General features: G+C 35.1%; 13 protein-coding genes and 1 tRNA gene. 4 read left to right on the forward strand and 10 right to left on the reverse strand.

Annotated features, from left to right (window positions below):
- Positions 1-44 precede the first annotated feature (44 nt).
- From metF to AABL81_RS03565, 10 genes are all read right to left on the reverse strand, one after another.
- A complete protein-coding gene (gene metF, locus AABL81_RS03520) occupies positions 45-1,001 on the reverse strand; it encodes a methylenetetrahydrofolate reductase [NAD(P)H] (RefSeq protein WP_158209573.1) in 957 nt (318 codons plus the stop codon).
- A gap of 2 nt (positions 1,002-1,003) precedes the next feature.
- On the reverse strand, positions 1,004-4,732 hold the full coding sequence (metH, locus tag AABL81_RS03525; RefSeq protein ID WP_341340354.1) for a methionine synthase: 3,729 nt from the start codon (positions 4,730-4,732) through the stop codon (positions 1,004-1,006).
- 41 nt (positions 4,733-4,773) lie between these two features.
- Entirely contained in the window at positions 4,774-5,964 is a 1,191-nt protein-coding gene (locus AABL81_RS03530; RefSeq protein ID WP_341340355.1) for a trans-sulfuration enzyme family protein, read from the reverse strand.
- A 75-nt stretch (positions 5,965-6,039) separates the two neighbouring features.
- Positions 6,040-8,442 (reverse strand): bifunctional aspartate kinase/homoserine dehydrogenase I, encoded by a 2,403-nt coding sequence (gene thrA, locus AABL81_RS03535; RefSeq protein WP_341340356.1) that lies wholly within the window; start codon positions 8,440-8,442, stop codon positions 6,040-6,042.
- An 11-nt stretch (positions 8,443-8,453) separates the two neighbouring features.
- The gene (locus tag AABL81_RS03540; RefSeq protein ID WP_341340357.1) at positions 8,454-9,419 is read right to left on the reverse strand and encodes an alpha/beta fold hydrolase; all 966 of its coding nucleotides are present in this window, start codon (positions 9,417-9,419) and stop codon (positions 8,454-8,456) included.
- A 12-nt stretch (positions 9,420-9,431) separates the two neighbouring features.
- Positions 9,432-10,574, reverse strand: a complete 1,143-nt coding sequence (locus AABL81_RS03545) for a trans-sulfuration enzyme family protein (RefSeq protein WP_341340358.1) — start codon at positions 10,572-10,574, stop codon at positions 9,432-9,434.
- A 3-nt stretch (positions 10,575-10,577) separates the two neighbouring features.
- Positions 10,578-11,852: an O-acetylhomoserine aminocarboxypropyltransferase/cysteine synthase family protein gene (locus AABL81_RS03550; RefSeq protein ID WP_341340359.1), complete on the reverse strand. Its 1,275-nt coding sequence runs from the start codon at positions 11,850-11,852 to the stop codon at positions 10,578-10,580.
- 444 nt (positions 11,853-12,296) lie between these two features.
- Positions 12,297-13,004, reverse strand: a complete 708-nt coding sequence (locus tag AABL81_RS03555; protein ID WP_158209567.1) for a tRNA1(Val) (adenine(37)-N6)-methyltransferase — start codon at positions 13,002-13,004, stop codon at positions 12,297-12,299.
- A 124-nt stretch (positions 13,005-13,128) separates the two neighbouring features.
- Entirely contained in the window at positions 13,129-13,659 is a 531-nt protein-coding gene (gene rimM / locus AABL81_RS03560; protein WP_158209566.1) for a ribosome maturation factor RimM, read from the reverse strand.
- Positions 13,660-13,671: 12 nt separating this feature from the next.
- Positions 13,672-14,199 carry a 30S ribosomal protein S16 gene (locus tag AABL81_RS03565; protein ID WP_090407705.1) on the reverse strand — a complete coding sequence of 176 codons (528 nt, stop codon included), beginning with the start codon at positions 14,197-14,199 and terminating at the stop codon, positions 13,672-13,674.
- A gap of 656 nt (positions 14,200-14,855) precedes the next feature.
- Here AABL81_RS03565 and AABL81_RS03570 point away from each other — a divergent pair.
- The 4 genes from AABL81_RS03570 to AABL81_RS03585 all read left to right on the forward strand — a co-directional run bounded on the left by AABL81_RS03570 (position 14,856) and on the right by AABL81_RS03585 (position 20,893).
- Positions 14,856-15,476: a DUF6252 family protein gene (locus AABL81_RS03570; RefSeq protein ID WP_158209565.1), complete on the forward strand. Its 621-nt coding sequence runs from the start codon at positions 14,856-14,858 to the stop codon at positions 15,474-15,476.
- A 127-nt stretch (positions 15,477-15,603) separates the two neighbouring features.
- Positions 15,604-20,127, forward strand: a complete 4,524-nt coding sequence (dnaE, locus tag AABL81_RS03575) for a DNA polymerase III subunit alpha (RefSeq protein ID WP_158209564.1) — start codon at positions 15,604-15,606, stop codon at positions 20,125-20,127.
- Positions 20,128-20,223: 96 nt separating this feature from the next.
- On the forward strand, positions 20,224-20,541 hold the full coding sequence (gene trxA / locus AABL81_RS03580; protein WP_158209563.1) for a thioredoxin: 318 nt from the start codon (positions 20,224-20,226) through the stop codon (positions 20,539-20,541).
- Between the two features lie 278 nt (positions 20,542-20,819).
- A tRNA-Asp gene (locus tag AABL81_RS03585) sits at positions 20,820-20,893 on the forward strand.
- Positions 20,894-21,108: the final 215 nt, after the last annotated feature.

The following is a 21,108-nucleotide window of genomic DNA, read 5'->3' on the forward strand; positions in this document are numbered from 1 at the left end:
TGTTTCATTTCATATGAAATGAAACAGCCTAATTTGAATTATAGCTATAAACTTGATTGAATAATTTTTCTAATATTATCTGCTTTCCCCATAGAGTAATAGTGAATAATAGGCAAGCCTGCTTGTATGAGTTCTTTGGACTGTTGAACACACCATTCTATTCCTATTTGACGAATAGCTGCGTTATCTTTTGCTTTTAAAACTTCTGCTACCAACTCGTCTGGTAAGTCAACTTTAAAACGATGAGGTAATAAGTTCAACTGATTTAAAGTTGCCAATGGCTTTAATCCAGGAATGATAGGTGCGTCAATCCCAATTTCTCTACAACGCTTAACAAACTCAAAGAATTTAGCATTGTCAAAAAACATTTGAGTAACGATATATTCAGCTCCATTGTCTATTTTTTGTTTTAAAAACTTTAAGTCCGTATCAAAGTTAGGTGCCTCCATATGTTTTTCAGGATATCCTGCAACACCAATACAGAAGTCTGTCTTACTTGTGTTTTCAAGCTCTGGGTCTAAGTAAATACCATTGTTCAAATCTGATATTTGAGAAACTAACTCGGAAGCATATTTGTTTCCTTTTGGTTCTGCTTTGAAATAGGTTTCATTTTTTACAGCATCTCCTCTTAACGCAACAACATTGTCAATTCCCAAAAAGTCTAAGTCAATTAAAAAGTTCTCTGTATCTTCTTTTGTAAAACCACCACAAAGAATATGTGGAACAGCATCTATCTTAAACTTATTTTGAATAGCTGAACAAATACCAACAGTACCTGGGCGTTTTCTAACAACTCTTTTTTCCCATAACCCATTGCCCGCATCTTTGTATTCGTACTCTTCTCTGTGATAAGTTACATCTATGAAAGGGGGATTAAACTCCATTAACGGCTCTATAGAATCAAAGATTCCTTTTATGTTTTGACCTTTTAATGGAGGCAATACTTCAAATGAAACTTGTGTTTTTCCTTTTGCGTTTTTTATGTGTTCTGTTACTTTCATAGTTAGTTTGGTATTAAATTCTTGTTTTGGGCTAAGTTGGGGGCAAGCCATTTTTCAGCATCTTCTACTGAGATATTTCTTCTATTTGCATAATCTTGCAATTGATCCTGTTCTATTTTTCCTAAACCAAAGTATCTACTTTGAGGGTGAGCAAAATAGTAACCCGAAACAGCTGCTGCAGGAAACATAGCGTAACTCTCGGTTAGTTTTACGCCAATTTCTTGTTCTACTTGTAGCAGTTCCCAAATCGTTCCTTTCTCAAGGTGGTCCGGACAAGCTGGATATCCTGGAGCTGGTCTTATACCTTGGTAGTGTTCTTTGATTAGTTCTTCGTTAGATAACTCCTCAGTTTGGGCATATCCCCAAATTTCCTTTCTTACCTTGTGGTGTAGAAATTCAGCAAATGCTTCAACTAATCTATCGGCTAATGCTTTAACCATAATTGCATTGTAATCATCTAAGTCATTTTCATAAGCTTTGGCAATTTCATCTACTCCAAATCCAGTTGTTACACAAAAAAGACCGATATAATCTTGTAATCCTGTTTCTTTTGGAGCAATAAAGTCTGCTAAAGCAATATTGGGTGCTTTGACATTTTTTAATGACTGCTGGCGCAATGTTAATAGGGTGTTGATAACTTCTCCTTTTTCATTGTACACTTCTATATCATCGTCATTCACTTGGTTTGCTGGAAATATTCCAATAATTCCCTTGGCTTCAAACCAGCGTTCTTGGATGATTTTATCTAACATCACTAAGGCGTCTTCATAGAGCTGTGTAGCTGTTTCTCCAACGACTTCATCTTTTAAAATAGCTGGAAACTTTCCAAATAATTGCCAAGAACGAAAGAAGGGAGCCCAATCTATAAATGGTAATAGCTCATCTAATTCTACAGATACTTGTTGTGTACCTATAAAGTTTGGTTGAACAATATCTTCTTGTTTCCACTCAATTTTAAACTTATTAGCTCTTGCTTGCTTTAAGGTAACATAGCTCTTATCTCTTGCTCTGCCTAAGTAGTCTTGTCGTAGTTTATTATATTCTTCTTTTAAAGAGGATTTAAACTCTTCTTTTATTTCTTTTTGTAGTAATTGATTGACAGTTGTAACTGAACGAGAAGCGTCGTGAACGTGAACAACACAATTGTTATACTCAGGGGCAATCTTTACTGCTGTGTGTACTCTTGAAGTTGTTGCGCCTCCGATCATAATGGGCACGTTACAGTCTATTTTGTTTAATTCTTTTGCCAAGTGAACCATCTCGTCTAAAGAGGGGGTAATAAGACCACTTAACCCAATTACATCAACATTTTCTTTTATGGCTGTTTCAATGATTTTTTCAGGAGAGACCATTACACCTAAATCCACAATCTCATAATTGTTACAGGCTAAGACAACAGCTACTATATTCTTTCCAATATCGTGCACATCACCACGTACGGTTGCCATAAGTATTTTCCCTGCGTTACCCGTAGAGGCTGTAGCATTTAAACGTTTACTTTCTTCAATATAGGGAAGGAGGTAAGCCACTGCTTTTTTCATTACTCGAGCAGATTTGACAACTTGAGGTAAAAACATCTTTCCAGCTCCAAATAAATCACCTACTACATTCATTCCGGTCATTAAATAACCTTCAATAACCTTGATAGGTTGGTCAACACTTAATCTTGCTTCTTCAACATCCACTTCAATGTAGGTTTCAACGCCTTTCACAAGAGAGTGTGTCAATCGTTCTTGAATAGTACCAGCGCGCCATTCTTCAATTTTTTGAGCTGAGGTATTACTTGTTACATCAGATTTGATACTCTCTGCAAAGTCTAATAGTCTTTCAGTTGCGTCGTCTTTTCTGTTTAACAATACGTCTTCTACATATCTCATTAAATCAGGATCAACTTCATCGTATATCTCTAACATTTCAGGATTAACAATTCCCATATTCATTCCATTTTGAATAGCGTGGTATAGGAAGGCAGCGTGCATAGCTTCACGTACTTTATTATTACCACGAAAGGAAAAGGAAACGTTACTTACACCACCACTTACATTGGCATAAGGAAGGTTTTCCCGAATCCATTTCGTCGCATTAAAAAAGTCCAATGCATTGTTGTTGTGTTCCTCCATTCCTGTTGCAACCGGGAATATATTAGGGTCAAAGATTATATCCTGAGGGGGAAAGCCTACTTCATTAACCAAGATATCATACGAGCGTTTACAGATTTCAATTCTTCTTTCGTAAGAATCAGCTTGTCCATTTTCATCAAAAGCCATTACGACTGAGGCAGCACCATAACGTCTAATTAATTTAGCGTGTTCAATAAATAATGCTTCTCCTTCTTTTAAGCTAATAGAATTGACAATTGCTTTTCCTTGTACCACTCGCAATCCAGCCTCAATAATCTCCCATTTGGAACTATCAATCATAATTGGAACTTTTGCAATATCAGGTTCTGATGCTATTAAGTTTAGAAAGTTAGTCATACAGTGTACACCGTCTAACAAACCTTCATCCATATTTATGTCTATAATTTGTGCTCCACCTTCTACTTGTTCACGTGCAACAGCAAGTGCTTCGTCAAACTTCTCTTCTTTGATTAAACGAAGAAAACGTCGTGACCCCGTAACATTCGTACGTTCGCCAATATTGATAAAGTTAGCTTCAGCAGTTACGTAGAGTGGTTCAAGTCCAGATAACGCTAAAACTGGTTTAGGAGTGCTTTTAGGAAATGCCTTACGTGCACTTTGATTTTCTTCTACTGCCTCAGCAATTAACTTAATGTGATCTGGTGTAGTACCACAGCATCCACCAATAATTTGTACTAAGTTTTGACTTAGAAAACTATTGATTAACGCTCTCATTTCTTCCGGTGTTTCGTCGTATTCACCAAAAGCATTTGGCAATCCAGCATTTGGATGTGCAGAAATATTTACAGCCGTATGTTGTGATAATTGTTTGACATAGGGCTCTAATTGTTCTGCTCCCAAAGCACAGTTAAATCCGATACTTAATAAAGGAATATGCGAAATTGAGATTAAGAAAGCTTCTACTGTTTGTCCTGATAAAGTACGTCCAGAAGCATCAGTAATTGTTCCCGAAATCATAATCGGAATATCAATGTTTCTTTCTGTACGTATCTCGTCTAAAGCAAATAAAGCTGCTTTTGCATTCAGAGTATCAAAGATTGTTTCTACTAATAATAAATCGCAACCTCCATCTAATAAAGCTTCTGCTTGTTGTTTGTAAGCTACGCGCAATTCTTCAAAGGTAATTGCACGATACCCCGGGTTATTAACATCGGGTGATAAACTCGCTGTTTTGTTGGTTGGGCCAATAGCTCCAGCTACAAAACGGGGTTTGTCAGGAGTTAATGCTTCAACTTCATCAGTAACTTCTCTTGCAATTTTTGCCGACTGATAGTTTAATTCGTACACAAGGTCTTCCAAGTGATAATCGGCCATTGCAATGGTTGTGCCTGAGAAAGTATTAGTAGATAGTATGTCCGCTCCGGCTAAAAGATATTTTCGATGAACTTCTTTTACAGCTTCAGGTTGAGTTATAGACAACAAGTCATTGTTTCCTTTAAGAGAATGTGCAAAATCAGCAAAGCGCTCTCCTCTAAAGTCTTCTTCCGTAAACTGATATGCCTGCAACATTGTACCCATTGCTCCATCAAGTACCAATGTTCTTTCTTTTAGCAGTTCTCTAATATCTGTTTTGGTTAGTATTGTTGACATAATTCTTCTTTTTTTTCGTTCTTCATTTGTTCCTTTTGATTTTACTTTGCACGAAGTGCTTGGTCTAAATCACTGATAATATCTTTTACATTTTCTAATCCCACAGACAGACGAATCAGGTTATCTGTAATACCTGTAGCAATTTTTTCTGCCGGAGGAACCTTACTATGGGTTGTAGAAGCGGGGTGGGTAACAATTGTTCTGCTATCTCCTAAGTTGGCAGAACAACTACATAACTTTACGGCATTGATGAAGTTTCGACCTGCATCTAATCCTCCTTTAATGCCGAAAGTAATAATATTACCTCCTTGTTTCATTTGTTTCTTAGCCATTTCATATTGTGGATGACTTGGAAGAAACGGGTATTTAATAAATTCTACGTTAGGGTTCTTTTCTAAAAATTGTGCAATAGCTAATGCATTTTCACAATGTCTATCTACGCGTACGGCAAGTGTTTCTAAGCTTTTTGATAGTATCCAAGCATTAAAAGGTGAGATTGCTGTTCCAATTGTACGGGCAAATAGGTATATCTTTTGGATGAGGTCTTTATTGCCGACTGTTACCCCTCCACAAACTCTCCCTTGTCCATCAATTAACTTTGTTGTTGAATGAACCACAAGATCTGCACCAAAATCAATAGGATTCTGTAGATATGGTGTTGCAAAGGTGTTATCAACAATAAAGATTAAGTTGTGTTTTTTTGCAACTTCTCCTAATAAAGCTAAATCTAAAATATCTACACCAGGGTTAGTTGGACTCTCAGCAAATAGTATTTTAGTATTTGGTTGTATTAAGCTTTCTACAATTGCAACTTCATTGATATCAAAGTAGCTTGTTGTTACTCCCCATTCTGGAAAAAGGTTACTTAGTAGTGACCTTGTAGAACCAAATATGTTTGAACAAGAAATAACGTGGTCTCCGGTTTTTAGTAAAGGAAACAAACTACAATAAATGGCCGCCATCCCTGTAGCGAAAGCATAACCTGCTTCTGCTTTTTCAAATAAACATATCTTATCTACTAATTCTGTTTGGTTGGGATTAGTAAATCGAGAGTAAGAGTGTTGCACAATTTCATCTGCAAATACTGCTCTCATATTTTCTGCATCATCAAAGACAAAGCTTGATGTCAAGTAAAGTGGGGCAGAGTGCTCGTTAAATTGACTTCTCTCTATTTGGGTCCGGATGGCTTGTGTTTCAAAACAAAACTCATTGTTGGGGGTAGTTGTACTCATTTTTTAGTTTTTGGGGTATGGGGTAGTTTATGAAAAAGGTTTACAGCTGTTAACTATAAACCGTTAACTGTCTTTTTATTTGTCAGCAAGTCTTAGTATATCTCCAAATACTCCTCTTGCTGTAACTGATGCACCAGCACCAGCACCTTGAATGATGATTGGATTCTCTCCATAGCTTTCTGTGTAGATTTCAAACAAACTGTCAGAACCTTTTAACTGACCTAAGGCTGAATTAGTAGGTACTTCTACCAATTTAGTTTCTAAAATACCTTTGTCTTTTTGTAAATCTCCTGATAGTTCTCCTACATATCTCAACACAGTGTTTGGCTTTAGACCTTCTTTTATTTTGTCGAAATAAGGGTTTAGCTTTTCTAAACTTTGTAAGAATGTTGGCGTATCTATTGTTTGTAAATCTGTAGGAATTAGGTTCTGAATGTTTATTTCTTCAAATTCATTTTGTAAGTCTAATTCTCTGGCTAAGATTAATAGTTTACGACCTACATCGTTTCCAGATAAATCTTCTCTTGGGTCAGGTTCTGTAAAGCCTTTGTCAATAGCTTCTTTTAATACAGCACTAAAAGTGCGGTCTTCTACAGAATATGTGTTGAATATGTAACTTAAACTACCTGAGAATACACCTTTTATCTTTGTTATGTTTTCGCCTGATAAGTGTAATAACTTAATTGTATCGATTAACGGTAATCCTGCGCCTACGTTGGTTTCGTATAAATACTCTTTGTGATTTGCTTTTAAGGTATCTCGCAATTGTTTGTAAAAATCATAAGAGATGGTATTTCCAATTTTATTAGAAGAGATAAGGTCAAAGCCATTTTCAACTAATGGAATATAGTTTTTTACAAATTCGCCAGAAGCTGTATTGTCAATAGCAATTAAATTTTCTAAGTGATTTTGATTTGCAAAGTCAACAACATCTTTAATCGTGTAAGGAATGCTATTGCTTACAAGTTGATCTCTCCAATTTTCCGTAATTCCATTGTCTGATAATAAGACTTTCTTAGAGTTTCCAATCGCAAAGATGTTCAAGGCAATATTCTTTTTTGCAGCAATTGACTCAGCAGATTGTAGTACTTGGTCAATTAAAGTACCACCTACAAGTCCGTGTCCAAATACAGCAATGTTTATTTTTTTAGCGATACCAAATATTTGTCCGTGAATTACATTGAGTGCTTTCTTAGCTTCTTCTTTTCGAACTACTAAACTCACGTTTTTACCTGTTACTGTATTGTTGAAAAGAATAGGAACAATTTTATTTTTAACTAAGGCTGCATAGGGTTTGTCAAAGGTGCTTAAGTCTTGTCCGATGATTGAAATAACAGCAATGTCTTTTAGGATAGAAATACGGTTTACGTCTTTTGTGTAGAAGTCATTTTGAAACTCTTTTTGTAGTGCTTCAGCTGCTAATTCAGCGTCTTGTGCTTCAACAATAAAACCTAATCCTCTTTCAGAAGAACCTTGTGAAATAACACCAACGCTTATTTCTTCATTAGCTAAGGCTGTAAATACTCTTGCATCTACTCCTGCAATTCCTAATAATCCTCTTCCTTCAAATTGAATTAATGCTACATCAGATTGTACGGAAAGAGATTTAATTCCTTGTATTGTTTGTTTACCAGAAATCAATGTACCTGTACTTTGAGGGTTTAATGTGTTTAATATTCTTAACGGAATATTGTTTTCAACAAGAGGCAATATTGTTTTTGCGTGTAAAATGGAAGCACCAAAATTGGCTAACTCATTAGCTTCATCAAAGTGTAATTCTTCAATTTTCTGAGCATTTTTTACCCAATCTGGATTAGCAGTGTAAATTCCATCTACGTGAGTGTAGTTTTGCAATTCATCAGCGTTAGTGAAGTTGGCTAATAATGCAGCAGAGTAATTACTTCCATTTCGTCCTAATGTTACTGTTTCTCCTTTTTCGGTAGAGCCAATAAAACCAGTTACAACAGCAATAGTATTTTGATCTAACGATTTAAAATAAGCTTGTGTTTTTTCTTTTGATAGTTCTTCATTGGCTTGTGCGCTTCCGAAATTGTTATCTGTTATAAAAAATTGGCGACTATCAACAGCCAGTGCTTTGAAGCCTCTGTCTATCAATTGTTTCGCTAATATTTTACTTGAAATAACTTCTCCTTGTGCAAGTACTTGGTCTTTAATTTTTAAGTTGTAATCTTCAATTAAAGAAACCCCTTCATATAATTTGTTCAATACATCAAGCTCTGTTTTAATATCTGCTAATTGGTGATAGCTTCTATTTTTAAAAGCTTCAAAGGCAGTATTATAGTCTTGTTGTGTTTTGGCTAATTCTAAGATATTTTCCAATGTATCTGTTGTATCTCCAATAGCAGAAACAACAATAGCGATACGTCCTTGGTTTGCTTTGTCTGTAATGATGTTAATTACATTGTCAAAAGCTTGTCCTGATGCAAGGGATTTCCCTCCAAACTTTAATACTTTCATTTTATGCTGATTTAAAATATGTCTGTTAATAAATGGTTTAATTGTTCGTATTCTATCAAAAAGGCATCGTGTCCGTGTATTGATTGAATTTCTTTGAACGCTATATTCTTTTTGTGTTTTTTAATGCGTTCTACAATTTGTTTTTGTTCTGTGCTGGTAAACATATAGTCACTGTCAACTGCTATACTTAGAATGTTTGTGGAGCTTTGTTTGGCAAACTGTTCTAACGTTTCTTCTGTTAAGTGATGTCCTATTGTTTTTAATAGGTGATTCATTAGCTTATAAGAAGACAGAGCAAAGCGATTATTCAATGTTTTTCCGTGGTACTTTAACCAACTTTCTATTGCGTATTGTTCTTCTTGTTCTTTAATCTGATTGTTGAACTTCAACTGAAGAGAAGCAGGTGTACGATATAAAAGCATAGCGTGCATTCTGGCATCTTCAATAGGATTTGCAGAGTTAGTTAGAATACTGTCTTGCACTAAAGCATTGCCAATAAGCCAATCTGATGCTCGTATACTTGTAGCAATAGGAATTAAATGTTGTATTGCATTTGGCTTTTGCAATGCCATTTCCCAAGCGATACTACCACCTAAACTACCACCAACTACAGCGTATAAATTATCAACACCTATTATTTGTAAACCTTTCCAAAACAGATTAGCTATTAGTTGGGTTGTGATTATTTTATAATCAGTGATTAGATGGGATGGATTTTGATTATAACCATTACCAGGTATGTCAAAAGCAATAACAGTATAGCGGTTTAGGTCAATTACTTGATTTGTTCCCACTAAGCTTTTCCACCAGCCATTTTCGCCACTCACATCACTATTTCCTGTCAAAGCGTGGTTTATCAATACAATTGGAGCTGTATGTAGTGGTTGCCCAAAAACTTGGTAGGTTAACGTAAAGTCTTGTGTTCTGGCGTTTGGTAAAACGTAGTTGGTTAATGTTATTTCTTTTAAGCTATTCATTGTAAATGGTCTTTATAGTTTTGCTAATGCTTGCTCTATATCTTTTAATAAGTCTTCTGTTTCTTCTAAGCCGATGGATAATCGGATTAAACTTTTTGATATTCCTGCTTTCTCTTTAATGGCTGTAGGAACAGATCCGTGAGACATTTTATAGGGATAATTACTTAAGCTTTTAATTCCTCCTAAGCCCTCTGTTAAGGTGAATTGTTGTAGGCTTTTAATCAATTTAAACGCAGCTTTTTCTGTGTTTTCTTTTAAATCAAAACTTATAACACCTCCGAAGTATTTCTGTTGTTTTTTAGCTAATTCGTGTCCTTCGTGTGTTGGTAAACCTGGATAATAAATGTTGTTTATTTTTGGATGTGTGCTGAGGTACTCTGCTATTTTTTGAGCGTTTTCAGAATACCCTTTGTATCTCAACAACAAGGTCTCAATGCCGCGAATGGTTAGAAAACTATCAAATGGACTTAGGATTGCACCTGTGGCGTTTTGGTGAAACTTGATTGTTCTTCCCAACTCTTCTGTTTTGGTTATTACTAATCCAGCAACTACGTCTGAGTGCCCTGCGATGTATTTTGTAGCACTGTGAATTACTATGTCAGCTCCTAAGTCAAGAGGCTTCTGTGCGATTGGTGTTGCAAACGTATTGTCAACACATAGTAACACTTTTGCTTCTGTTGCTATTTTAGCAATTGCCTGAATATCTGAAATGCGCAATGTTGGATTTGTGGGACTTTCAATCCAAATGATTTTGGTATTAGCTGTAATAGCATCTTTTACATTTTGTGCATTTGTCGTATCAACGTAAGTTGTTTTAATCCCAAACTTGGCATATACATCATTTAATAATCTATAAGTGCCCCCATAAATATTAGCTACTGCAATTACTTCGTCATTGGTAGAAAGCGTTTTAAGTATGGCATCAATTGCCGCTAAACCACTTCCGAAAGCAAATCCATTTGTACCATTTTCTAAGGATGCAACTAAGTTCTCAAGCACTTGTCTTGTTGGATTATTAGTACGAGAGTAATCAAAACCTTTGTTTACTCCAGGAGCTTCTTGAGCAAATGTTGTTGTTTGATAAATTGGAACCGCAATAGCACCAGTATGAGGATCAATAGGAATATTATTTAATATGTCAGTTTGGGTACTCATAAATTATAGTTTTTTAAATACGTTTTTCAAATCAGTTTTCAGGTCTTCAATATTTTCAATACCAACAGAAAGTCTAATTAAATCAGGAGAAACACCTGTTGCTTTTTGTTCGTTTACGCTTAGTTGTTGGTGAGTAGTAGAAGCAGGGTGAATAATCAATGACTTAGTATCTCCGATATTAGCAAGCAAAGAGAAAAGAACCGTTTCATTTGCTACTTTTTTAGCGGCTTCAAATCCTTTTTTCAATCCGAAAGTAACCACACCACTTTGTCCTTCTGGAAGATATTTCTTTGCTAAGTCGTAATAAGGACTTGATTTTAAACCAGGGTAATTAACCCAAGCTACTTCTTCTTGTTTTTCTAACCATTCAGCTAATTCAAGTGCATTTTCACTGTGTTTTTTAATTCTGATAGGTAAGGTTTCTAATCCTTGAATGATTTGAAAAGCATTGAAAGGACTTAATGCAGCACCCAAATCTCTTAATCCCTCAACTCTTACTTTAGCAATGAATGCGGCATTTCCAAGTGCTTCGTGGTAGATTAATCCGTGGTATCCTGGAGAAGGTTCTGTAAATTCGGGGAACTTACCACTGCTCCAGTCGAATGTTCCAGCATCTATGATTGCGCCTCCTAAAGATGTCCCGTTTCCAGTAATGTATTTTGTAAGAGAGTGAATCACAATGTTTGCTCCGTGTTCAATAGGTCTAAGTAGAGAAGGTGAAGCAACTGTATTATCAACGATTAGTGGAATTTTAAACTCTTTTGCAATTTTAGAAACTGCCTGTATATCGATAATGTCAAGTTTAGGGTTACCTAAGCTTTCAATGAATATTGCCTTCGTATTTGGCAAAATATTTTTCTTGAAGTTTTCAATGTCAGAAGAATCTACGAAAGTTGTATTGATTCCAAAGCGTGGTAATGTAACATTGAAAAGGTTGTAAGTTCCACCATATAAACTGCTTGATGATACAATGTGGTCGCCTGCTTTTAATAATGTAAGTAGAGCAGTTGAAATTGCCGCTGCTCCCGATGAGGTTACTACAGCTCCGATCCCACCTTCTAAAGTGGCTAATCTTTTTTCAAGAATATCATTCGTCGGATTGTTTAATCTTGTATAGATATAAGCAGGGATTGACAAGTTAAATGCTCCTGCTGCGTGATCTGCGTTTTCAAATACGTAAGATGATGTTTGGTAAATCGGTACAGCTCTTGTTCCTGCTGTTGTTTGTACATTGTGTCCTGCGTGTAATGCCTGTGTTGAAAAATCGAAGTTGCTCATAATTTTGTGTTTTATATGTTTTTTTAAAAAAGTTGTTGTAAAAAAAAAGTCCTTTCGGCAATTGCCGAAAGGACTCAAAGTTTTAGTTATCTATTTGAACGATACTAACTCGGTGACTTTAGGCAATAGGAGGGCGTGAACATCATCATGTTCATCATCATCATTGCCATCATCATTGTGTTAGTATTGAAAATCATGGTATTATATTTATTCTAATTATATACTGTTTGGATTAAATCAAAAAAAAAGCCCTTGTAATTTACAAGGGCTTTTTAATGTTATTATATATTTTGGATTATGCAAATAACAAGCCCTGCGGATTTCTCCACATCATCATCATAGCTTGCATATTTGTTAATCTTAAATTCATATCTTTTTATCTCTATTTGATGGAACAAATATCAAAAAAATAAATTAATAAAAGCAAAGTTTTTTTGTTTTTTTTTACATTTTTAAATAAAAATCTTTCACAAGTGCCGTAAATTCAGGGGTATACACGTGTCTGTCAATTTCGATTATTAACTCATCTAAAGGGATTTTATCAATAAATGTTCTTGAAAAAGCAATAAGACTACGTTTAATTTCGGCGTCTTTATGTCCTCTTACACGCGTAACTTTCATTGGATAAATACCAAACTCTGCTGCTAAGTGTATTAATTTATCTTCTTCTTTAGCAGGAATAATTACACTGAAGATACCTTTTTCAGATAAGAAAAATTCTACTGCCTCTATTAGTAAATCAAAAGGGAGAGCATCTTGAAAACGAGCAGTATCTCTTTGAGCATCGTTAGAAAGTACATCTTCACTAAAGAAAGGAGGATTGGAAATAATTAAATCGTATTCTTCGTCAATTTCAGTAGCGAATTGTTCTAATCCTGCGTGGTAACAGAAAAGTCTATCTCCCCAAGGGCTATTTTCGAAGTTGTTAATAGCTTGTTCGTGAGCAGCTTCATCTATTTCAACACCGTCTATTTGTTCTGCATCCGTACGTTGTGCCATCATTAAAGCAAGTAAGCCTGTACCTGAACCAATATCTAAAATAGCGTAAGGATTATTGTCAACAGGAGTCCATGCGCCAAGTAAAACACCGTCAGTGCCTACTTTCATAGCACATTTATCTTGTTCAATAGTAAATTGTTTGAATTTAAACATTTAGAAGTGATTATAATTATAGTGTCAAAAGTACGAAAAAGGAAGAGGGTATCAATAAAAAAAGCGTCTGTAAAGTACACTTTACAGACGCTTTAGGTATTTTATATCTTTAAAGAAAAGAATATTATTTATTCAAATATAAGTCTAATAATCCATCAGGGATATTAAGTACTAATTTCTTATTCTCACGATCAACAAGTTTGATGAACTGATCAATCATAGGAACTAAAACTTGAGTTCCGAAGTGATCTATTTCAAAAAGAGCTTGATAGTTACTATCGTTAACTCTAATAAGTTTTCCTACATTACCAAGCTTAGTATCTTCTACATCAAACCCTGTAATTTCGTGGTAGTAAAACTTATTTCCTTCAAGTTTTGGCAACATTGAAAGAGGAAGATATAGTTCAGAATTAATTAATTGATCTGCATCCTCTTCAGAATTACAGTCTTCAAATTTAACTCTTAAAAAATCGCTTTTATGCAATGAAGCTTCTTTAATAAAAAAAGGAATCAGTTGTCCGTCGAAGTCGACGAAAACTGATTCCAAATTTTGATATAACTCTGGTTCATCGGTATCCAGGTATGCCAGAACCTCCCCTTTGAAGCTAAATTTTTTCGCGATTTTGCCTAAATAGAAACAATCTTTTTTACGCATATCGCTGAAAAATTATGCTTGAGTTTCTTCGTTGTTTTCTTCAGTTGCTTCAACAGCAGCTTCAGCAGTTGCAGCCTCAGCAGCAGCTTTAGCTTCAGCAGCAGCAGCAGCGCGTTTAGCGTTTACTTCTTTCTCTGCAGCTAATCTTGTTGCTTTGTCAGCAGCTTTAGAAGAAGATAATCCTTCTTTCTTAGCGTTGATTTTGTTTTCTTTCTCTTCTAACCAAGCAGTAAATTTAGCGTCAGCTTGCTCTTGAGTAAGCGCACCTTTTCTAACTCCACCTTGTAAGTGATGTTTCAACATAACTCCTTTGTAAGAAAGTAAAGTTCTTGCAGTATCTGTTGGTTGAGCACCGTTGAATAACCATTGAACAGCAGCATCAACATTGATATCTACAGTTGCAGGGTTAGTGTTAGGATTGTAAGTACCAATTTTTTGTAAGTATTTACCATCTCTTTTCGCGCGTGCATCAGCAGCTACTACCCAGTAAAAAGGTTTCCCTTTTTTACCGTGTCTTTGTAATCTAATTTTTACAGACATAATTAATTTAATTAGTTTGAGGTACCCGACCTCGGTTTTAAAATTTTTGCAAATATAGGGCTTTTTTGTTTAGTATGATTATTTTTTATTAAATAAGATTTTTTGTAAATGCTTAATAGATAGATTAGTAGTTGCCTCCGTTGCTCTTTCATTTTATTAGTCCTTGTAAAAAAGGTCTTTAGATTGTTATCTGAATTAAAGGTGTATTTATTTGTAGACAAATAGGTTTAGTATTAGTGGGGCAATTAAGAATTAATCATAGTAAAATTTTAGTTGTAGTGTATGTATATAGTTTGTAGATCAAATGTATACTGTTTGTATATTTTTACATAGAAAGTATACAACGGGTATACAAGGACTATACATACAGTATACAAACATTCATTATAAAACTGCTAAAATACAGCTGTAGTATGCTATTTTAATCTCTGCGTTTGAATAGTTAATTAACAAGATGTAAAGAGGGGTGTTTTTTAAGAAGCTTAATAAATAAAAAAAGAAGTCTTTGCAGTTTTTTAAAGTGTTGATATATAGTAATTTATTATTGTTGTGTTTTGTTGTTAAAAGTTAAAATTTTATTAATTAAAAGCTTTTTTTCTATTTGTAAATACTATAATTTTGTGCCTTAGGTTATAATACAAGTTATAAAGAAGAATATGAGAAAGGTTTTAGGGATATTATTGTTAGCAGTTGGATTTTTTTCTTGTGAAAATGAATCAACTACAAGCGATCCAGGTATACAAGCAATGGCAAATAATGAAGAGTTTACAACAGGAGTGAAGTTTGAAACTTGGAGGCCACAATATAATAGAGCAAGCGTTAATCAAGATAATATACTAAGTTTAGTGGCAGAAACAGATTCAACAAGATTTGTACTTCGCGTGCCTTATACTTTATTTAGTAGTGATTCTAAAGAGAAGTTATACTTGGGTGATGTTGGAAAACTTGGAAAACAAGAAGGAATCGAAGGTTTAGCTGGTTATGCTCAATATTATCTTTTAGATAATAATGATAGAAAAGTTTTAGGGAAATATGTTACTCAAGATAGTAATAAAGAAATTACAGATGTTGGAATAGTTGTTTTTGATTCTGAAGAGAAGCAAGTTCCTGGTACTATCTCTGGTACTTTCTATGCTAATTTAAAGAAGATTGAAATGTCTGATGAGGATAAAAGTAAATTAACTCCTGCTCAAAAGATAAGAGTGGAGAAGTTGAGAGATAAAAAGTCATTTCACGATGGAGTATTTTTCAGAATTAAGCTTGAGGCTGCAAAATAATAAAACATCCATTTATTGGTTTAACATACTTAAAAGACTGCTTTGATTTAAAAGCAGTCTTTTTTTTATAACTTTGTTTATCGTACTATAAAGCCTTATTTAAAGGCTACATTTCTTAAAATCAACTATGTATTTAATTTTTGATACCGAAACTACTGGTCTTCCTAAGAGTTGGTCAGCTCCTATTACTGATGTAGATAACTGGCCTCGCTGTGTTCAGATTGCTTGGCAATTGCACGATGAGTATGGGAATTTGATTGAACATCAAGATTATTTAGTAAAGCCTGAGGGGTATAATATTCCTTATGATGCTGAGCGTATTCACGGAATTTCTACTGAGTTGGCAGAAGCGGAAGGTATTCCGTTGAAAGAGGTTTTAGAGAAATTCAATATAGCTCTTTCAAAAACGAAATTTATCGTCGGTCAAAACTTAGGGTTTGATGTTAACATTATGGGGTGTGAATTTCACCGTATGGGTGTTGACAGTATTATGGCTGACCTTCCTGTTTTAGATACTTGTACAGAGGTTACAGCTGAGTTATTAAAATTACCAGGAGGTAGAGGAGGTAGATTTAAACTTCCTACACTGACTGAATTGCATACATATTTGTTTGGAGTTCCTTTTGGTGAAGCGCATAACGCAACTGCCGATGTGGAAGCAACGACTCGTTGTTTCTTAGAGTTGATCAAGTTAGGTGTTTTCTCTAAAGAGGAATTACAGTGTGACGATACTTATATTCAACGCTATAAGGAAGTAAATCCAGAGCCTTTTAAGTTAATTGGATTAAAGCATATTAACTTACAGAAGGCTTCTGAAAATATTCGTAAAAAGTTAGCTAAACTACAAGGGGATACGTCAGAAACGATTTCTGATGAAGCATTGGAGCGTTTTAATAAGGCTAAGTTTGCCCATTTACACGTACATACACAATTTTCTATTTTACAATCTACTATTTCTATCAAGTCGTTAGTTAAGAAAACAGCGGAGTATAATATGCCTGCTGTTGCAATGACTGACCACGGAAATATGATGGGAGCTTTCTTATTTGTAAAGGAGGTTAGTGATTACAATAAGGGAATTCAAGCTAAGAACAAAGAGTTGGTAGAACAAGGGCAAGAGCCATTGGAACTAATGACTCCTATTGTTGGTTGTGAATTCTTTATTTGTGAGAATCATCAGGATAAAAGTAAAAAGGATAATGGGTATCAGGTTGTGATGCTTGCAAAGAATAAGGAAGGTTATCACAACTTAGCTAAAATGGCATCTATAGCCTATACGGATGGTTTCTATTATGTTCCTCGTATTGATAAAGAAGTTGTAAAACAATATAAAGAAGATGTGATTGTCTTAACGGGTAACTTACAGGGTGAGGTTCCGTCTAAGATATTGAATGTTGGTGAACGCCAAGCAGAGGAGGCTTTGCTCTGGTGGAAAGAACAGTTTGGAGAGGATCTTTATATTGAGATAATGCGACATAATCAGGAAGATGAGAATCGCGTTAACCAAGGTTTAGTTGAATTGTCAAGAAAACACGATGTTAAGTTGATTGCAACGAATAACTCGTATTATCTTGATAAAAAAGATGCAAATGCACACGATATTTTATTGTGTGTGAAAGATGGTGAAAAACAAACTACGCCTATTGGTAGGGGTAGAGGATATAGATATGGTCTGCCTAATCAGGAATATTATTATAAGTCTGGAGATGAGATGAAAGCTCTTTTTGAGGATTATCCGGATGCAATTTATAATATTCAGGAGATTGTAGATAAGGTGGAGCCTTTTGTGTTACACCGCGATGTATTACTTCCTAAGTTCGATATTCCTGAAGAGTTTCAGGATGCAAGAGATTTGGAAGGAGATGGTACAGGAAAGATAGGAGAAAATAATTTCTTAAAATATCTGACCTATGAAGGAGCGAAGAGAAGATATCCCGAGGTTACAGAAGAAATAAAGGAGCGATTAGACTTTGAGTTGGCTACAATTGAAAGAACTGGGTATCCTGGTTATTTCTTGATTGTTCAGGATTTTATTGCCGCTGCCAGAGAAATGGGAGTTTCTGTTGGACCAGGACGTGGATCTGCAGCAGGATCTGCTGTAGCCTATTGTTTAGGTATTACAAATTTAGATCCTATTGAATATGACTTGCTTTTTGAGCGTTTCCTTAATCCTGACCGTGTATCGATGCCCGATATTGATATTGACTTTGATGATGAGGGAAGAAGTAAGGTTATGGATTACGTAATTAATAAGTACGGGTCTAATCAAGTAGCGCAAATTATTACGTATGGTAAGATGGCGACGAAGTCTGCTATTCGTGATACAGCAAGGGTGTTAGATTTACCATTATTTGACGCGGATAGAATTGCTAAGATGATTCCTGCAATGATGCCTTCTAAGTGGAACTTAGCTCGCTTTTTATCGGAAGATGAAAATACAGTAAAGGCTGCTTTGAGAGGAGAGGAGTTTGAAAAAGTGAAGGAGCTTATTGCTGTTGCACAAGAGGATTCGTTGGCAGGACAGACTATTCAGCAAGCAAAAATATTGGAGGGATCAATGCGTAATACAGGGATTCACGCTTGTGGTGTGATTATTACGCCTGATGATATTACGAAATTCGTACCTGTTACTTTAGCCAAAGATTCTGATTTATATGTGACTCAATTTGATAACTCCGTAGCTGAAAGTGCTGGGTTATTGAAGATGGACTTCTTGGGGTTAAAAACGTTAACCCTGATTAAGGATACAATTAAGTTAGTTAAGTATAGAACGGGAATTGAAATAAATCCGGATGAAATTCCGATTGATGATGTCAAGACATATGAGCTTTTCCAACGAGGAGAAACGATTGGGGTGTTCCAGTATGAGTCTGCTGGTATGCAGAAGTATATGCGTGAGCTAAAACCAACTGTCTTTGCCGATTTAATTGCGATGAATGCCTTGTACAGACCTGGTCCGTTAGAGTATATTCCTTCGTTTATTCGCCGTAAGAATGGAGAAGAACCAATTGTATATGATTTAGATGCTTGTGAGGAGTACTTGAATGAGACGTATGGTATTACTGTTTATCAAGAGCAGGTAATGTTACTTTCTCAGAAGTTAGCTGGTTTTACAAAGGGTGAGGCCGACGTTCTGCGTAAAGCAATGGGTAAGAAACAAAAGGATGTACTTGATAAAATGAAGCCAAAGTTTGTTCAACAGGCTTCTGAAAAAGGTCACGATGCAACTGTTTTAGAGAAGATATGGAAAGACTGGGAGGCGTTTGCTTCTTATGCGTTTAACAAATCTCACTCAACGTGTTATGCTTGGATTGCTTATCAAACTGCTTTCTTGAAAGCGCATTATCCGGCAGAATATATGGCGGCTGTACTGTCTAATAATATGAATGACATCAAACAGGTTACTTTCTTTATGGAAGAATGTAAGCGTATGGGGTTACAAGTATTAGGACCTGATGTAAATGAATCGTTTTATAAGTTTACTGTAAACGAGAATTATGAGATTCGCTTTGGTATGGGGGCGATTAAAGGAGTTGGTCAAGGAGCAGTTAATACGATTGTTGAAAATAGAGAAAGCGGACGTTATACATCTATTTTTGATATGGCAAAACGCGTTGATTTGCGTGCAGCTAATAAAAAGGCATTTGAGAATCTTGCATTAGCAGGAGGTTTCGATTGTTTTGAAAATACACACCGTGCACAGTACTTCCATATGGATCCAAGTGATACAATGTTGTTTTTTGAAAAAGCAATTAAGTATGGCGCTAAGTCTCAAGAGAACGATAATTCTTCTCAATTTAGTTTATTTGGCGATAGTAGTGAAGTTCAAATTCCAGAGCCAGTAATGCCTATTTGTGAAGAGTGGAGCACAATGGTGAAGTTGGCAAAAGAAAAAGAGGTAGTTGGAATTTATATTTCAGGACATCCTTTAGATGACTTTAGGTTTGAAATGAAGTATTTCTGTAATATAACGTTAGACCAATTAAGCAATTTAGAGAAGTTGACAGGACGTACGGTTACATTTGGAGGTATGATAAGTGATGTTCAATTTAGAACCTCTGCAAAGGGGAAAGATTGGGCTATGTTTACTATTGAAGGATATGACGAGAGTTATGAGTTTAGAATGTTTAATGAAGAGTTTTTAAAACTTAGACATTTCTTGTTGGCTAATACTTTTGTTTATGTGAAGCTGATGATTAAAGAAGGGTGGATTAGAAAAGATACAGGAGAAAAGTCAGAGCCACGAATTCAGTTTTTAGAAATGAAGTTGTTGCACGAGGTAATTCCAACATTTGCTAAAGATCTTACTATTTTAATGAATATACGTGATATATATAAAGAGCAAATAGAGCGTTTAAAAGGTGTTTTAGACAAACACCCTGGAGATAAGTTTGTAAATTTTGAAGTGGTTGAATTAGAAAAGGTAATTGTAGCGGCAGAGACACCAATAGTGCCAGTAGCATTACCTAATATTAGTGATGATGATTTAGATGTTGAAATGGATATGGACGCAATAGAAATAGTGCCAGAGCGAGAAGAATATCGCATCGTTAATAAAGTAGAGATGAATAGCAGAAATTCGCGTGTAGATATCACTGCGGAGTTATTAGAGGATTTAGAAAGAATACAAGTAAAATTTCAATTGAATTAGTTTTAGTAATTGATTGATAGAGAAAAATAATTACAGACACTTATATAAGTATAATTATTTTATTAAGTTTGTTGATATAACATAAAAAGAAAAGAAATGGCATTAGAGATAACAGATGCTACTTTTGAAGAAGTAGTATTAAAATCAGAGAAACCAGTAATGGTTGACTTTTGGGCAGTATGGTGTGGACCTTGTAAAATGTTAGGACCAGTTGTAGAAGAAATTAGTACAGAAATGGAAGGGAAAGCTGTAGTAGGAAAAGTGGACGTTGATGCAAATCAAGAGTTCGCTGCTAAATACGGAATTAGAAATATCCCTACTGTATTAATCTTTAAAGATGGTGAAGTAGTAGGTCGCCAAGTAGGAGTTGCTCCTAAAAAGACATATGTTGATGCAATTGAAGCATTATTTTAGTCAGATAATGAACTATAAAATTAAAAGCCCTCGTATTTCGAGGGCTTTTTTTTTGAAAAAGGGTGTCTGTAACCCTTGATGTTTATTGAGTTTTTGTGTTTTTTAGAGTTGTTGCAAGTTTTGTAATAAAAAAAAACAAAAAAAGTTTCGTTTTTATCTTACTGATATTCAGATTGGTTCGCTTTTTGTAAGAAAAAAAACGATTTTTTTTGTTTATAGGATTTGCAAGTGTAGAAAATGGTTGTATATTTGCATCGCATTACAGCAATAACGACAAAGGTTTGGTAGTTCAGTTGGTTAGAATACATGCCTGTCACGCATGGGGTCGCGGGTTCGAGTCCCGTCCAGACCGCAAAAGGAGAGAGTAAGTGTCTCTTTAAAAAGAGACACTTTTCAATCCACTCTTTAAAAAAAGAGACTTCAAAAAAAATTAAAAAAAAGTTTTGAAGTTTAAAAAAAAGAGTTATCTTTGTCACCGTTAAGAAAGCAATGCTTTAAAACATTAAATAACTGGTTTGGTAGTTCAGTTGGTTAGAATACATGCCTGTCACGCATGGGGTCGCGGGT

Origin of the sequence: Myroides sp. C1519 (assembly GCF_038039755.1) — a bacterium.
GTDB classification, from domain to species: domain Bacteria; phylum Bacteroidota; class Bacteroidia; order Flavobacteriales; family Flavobacteriaceae; genus Flavobacterium; species Flavobacterium phaeum_A.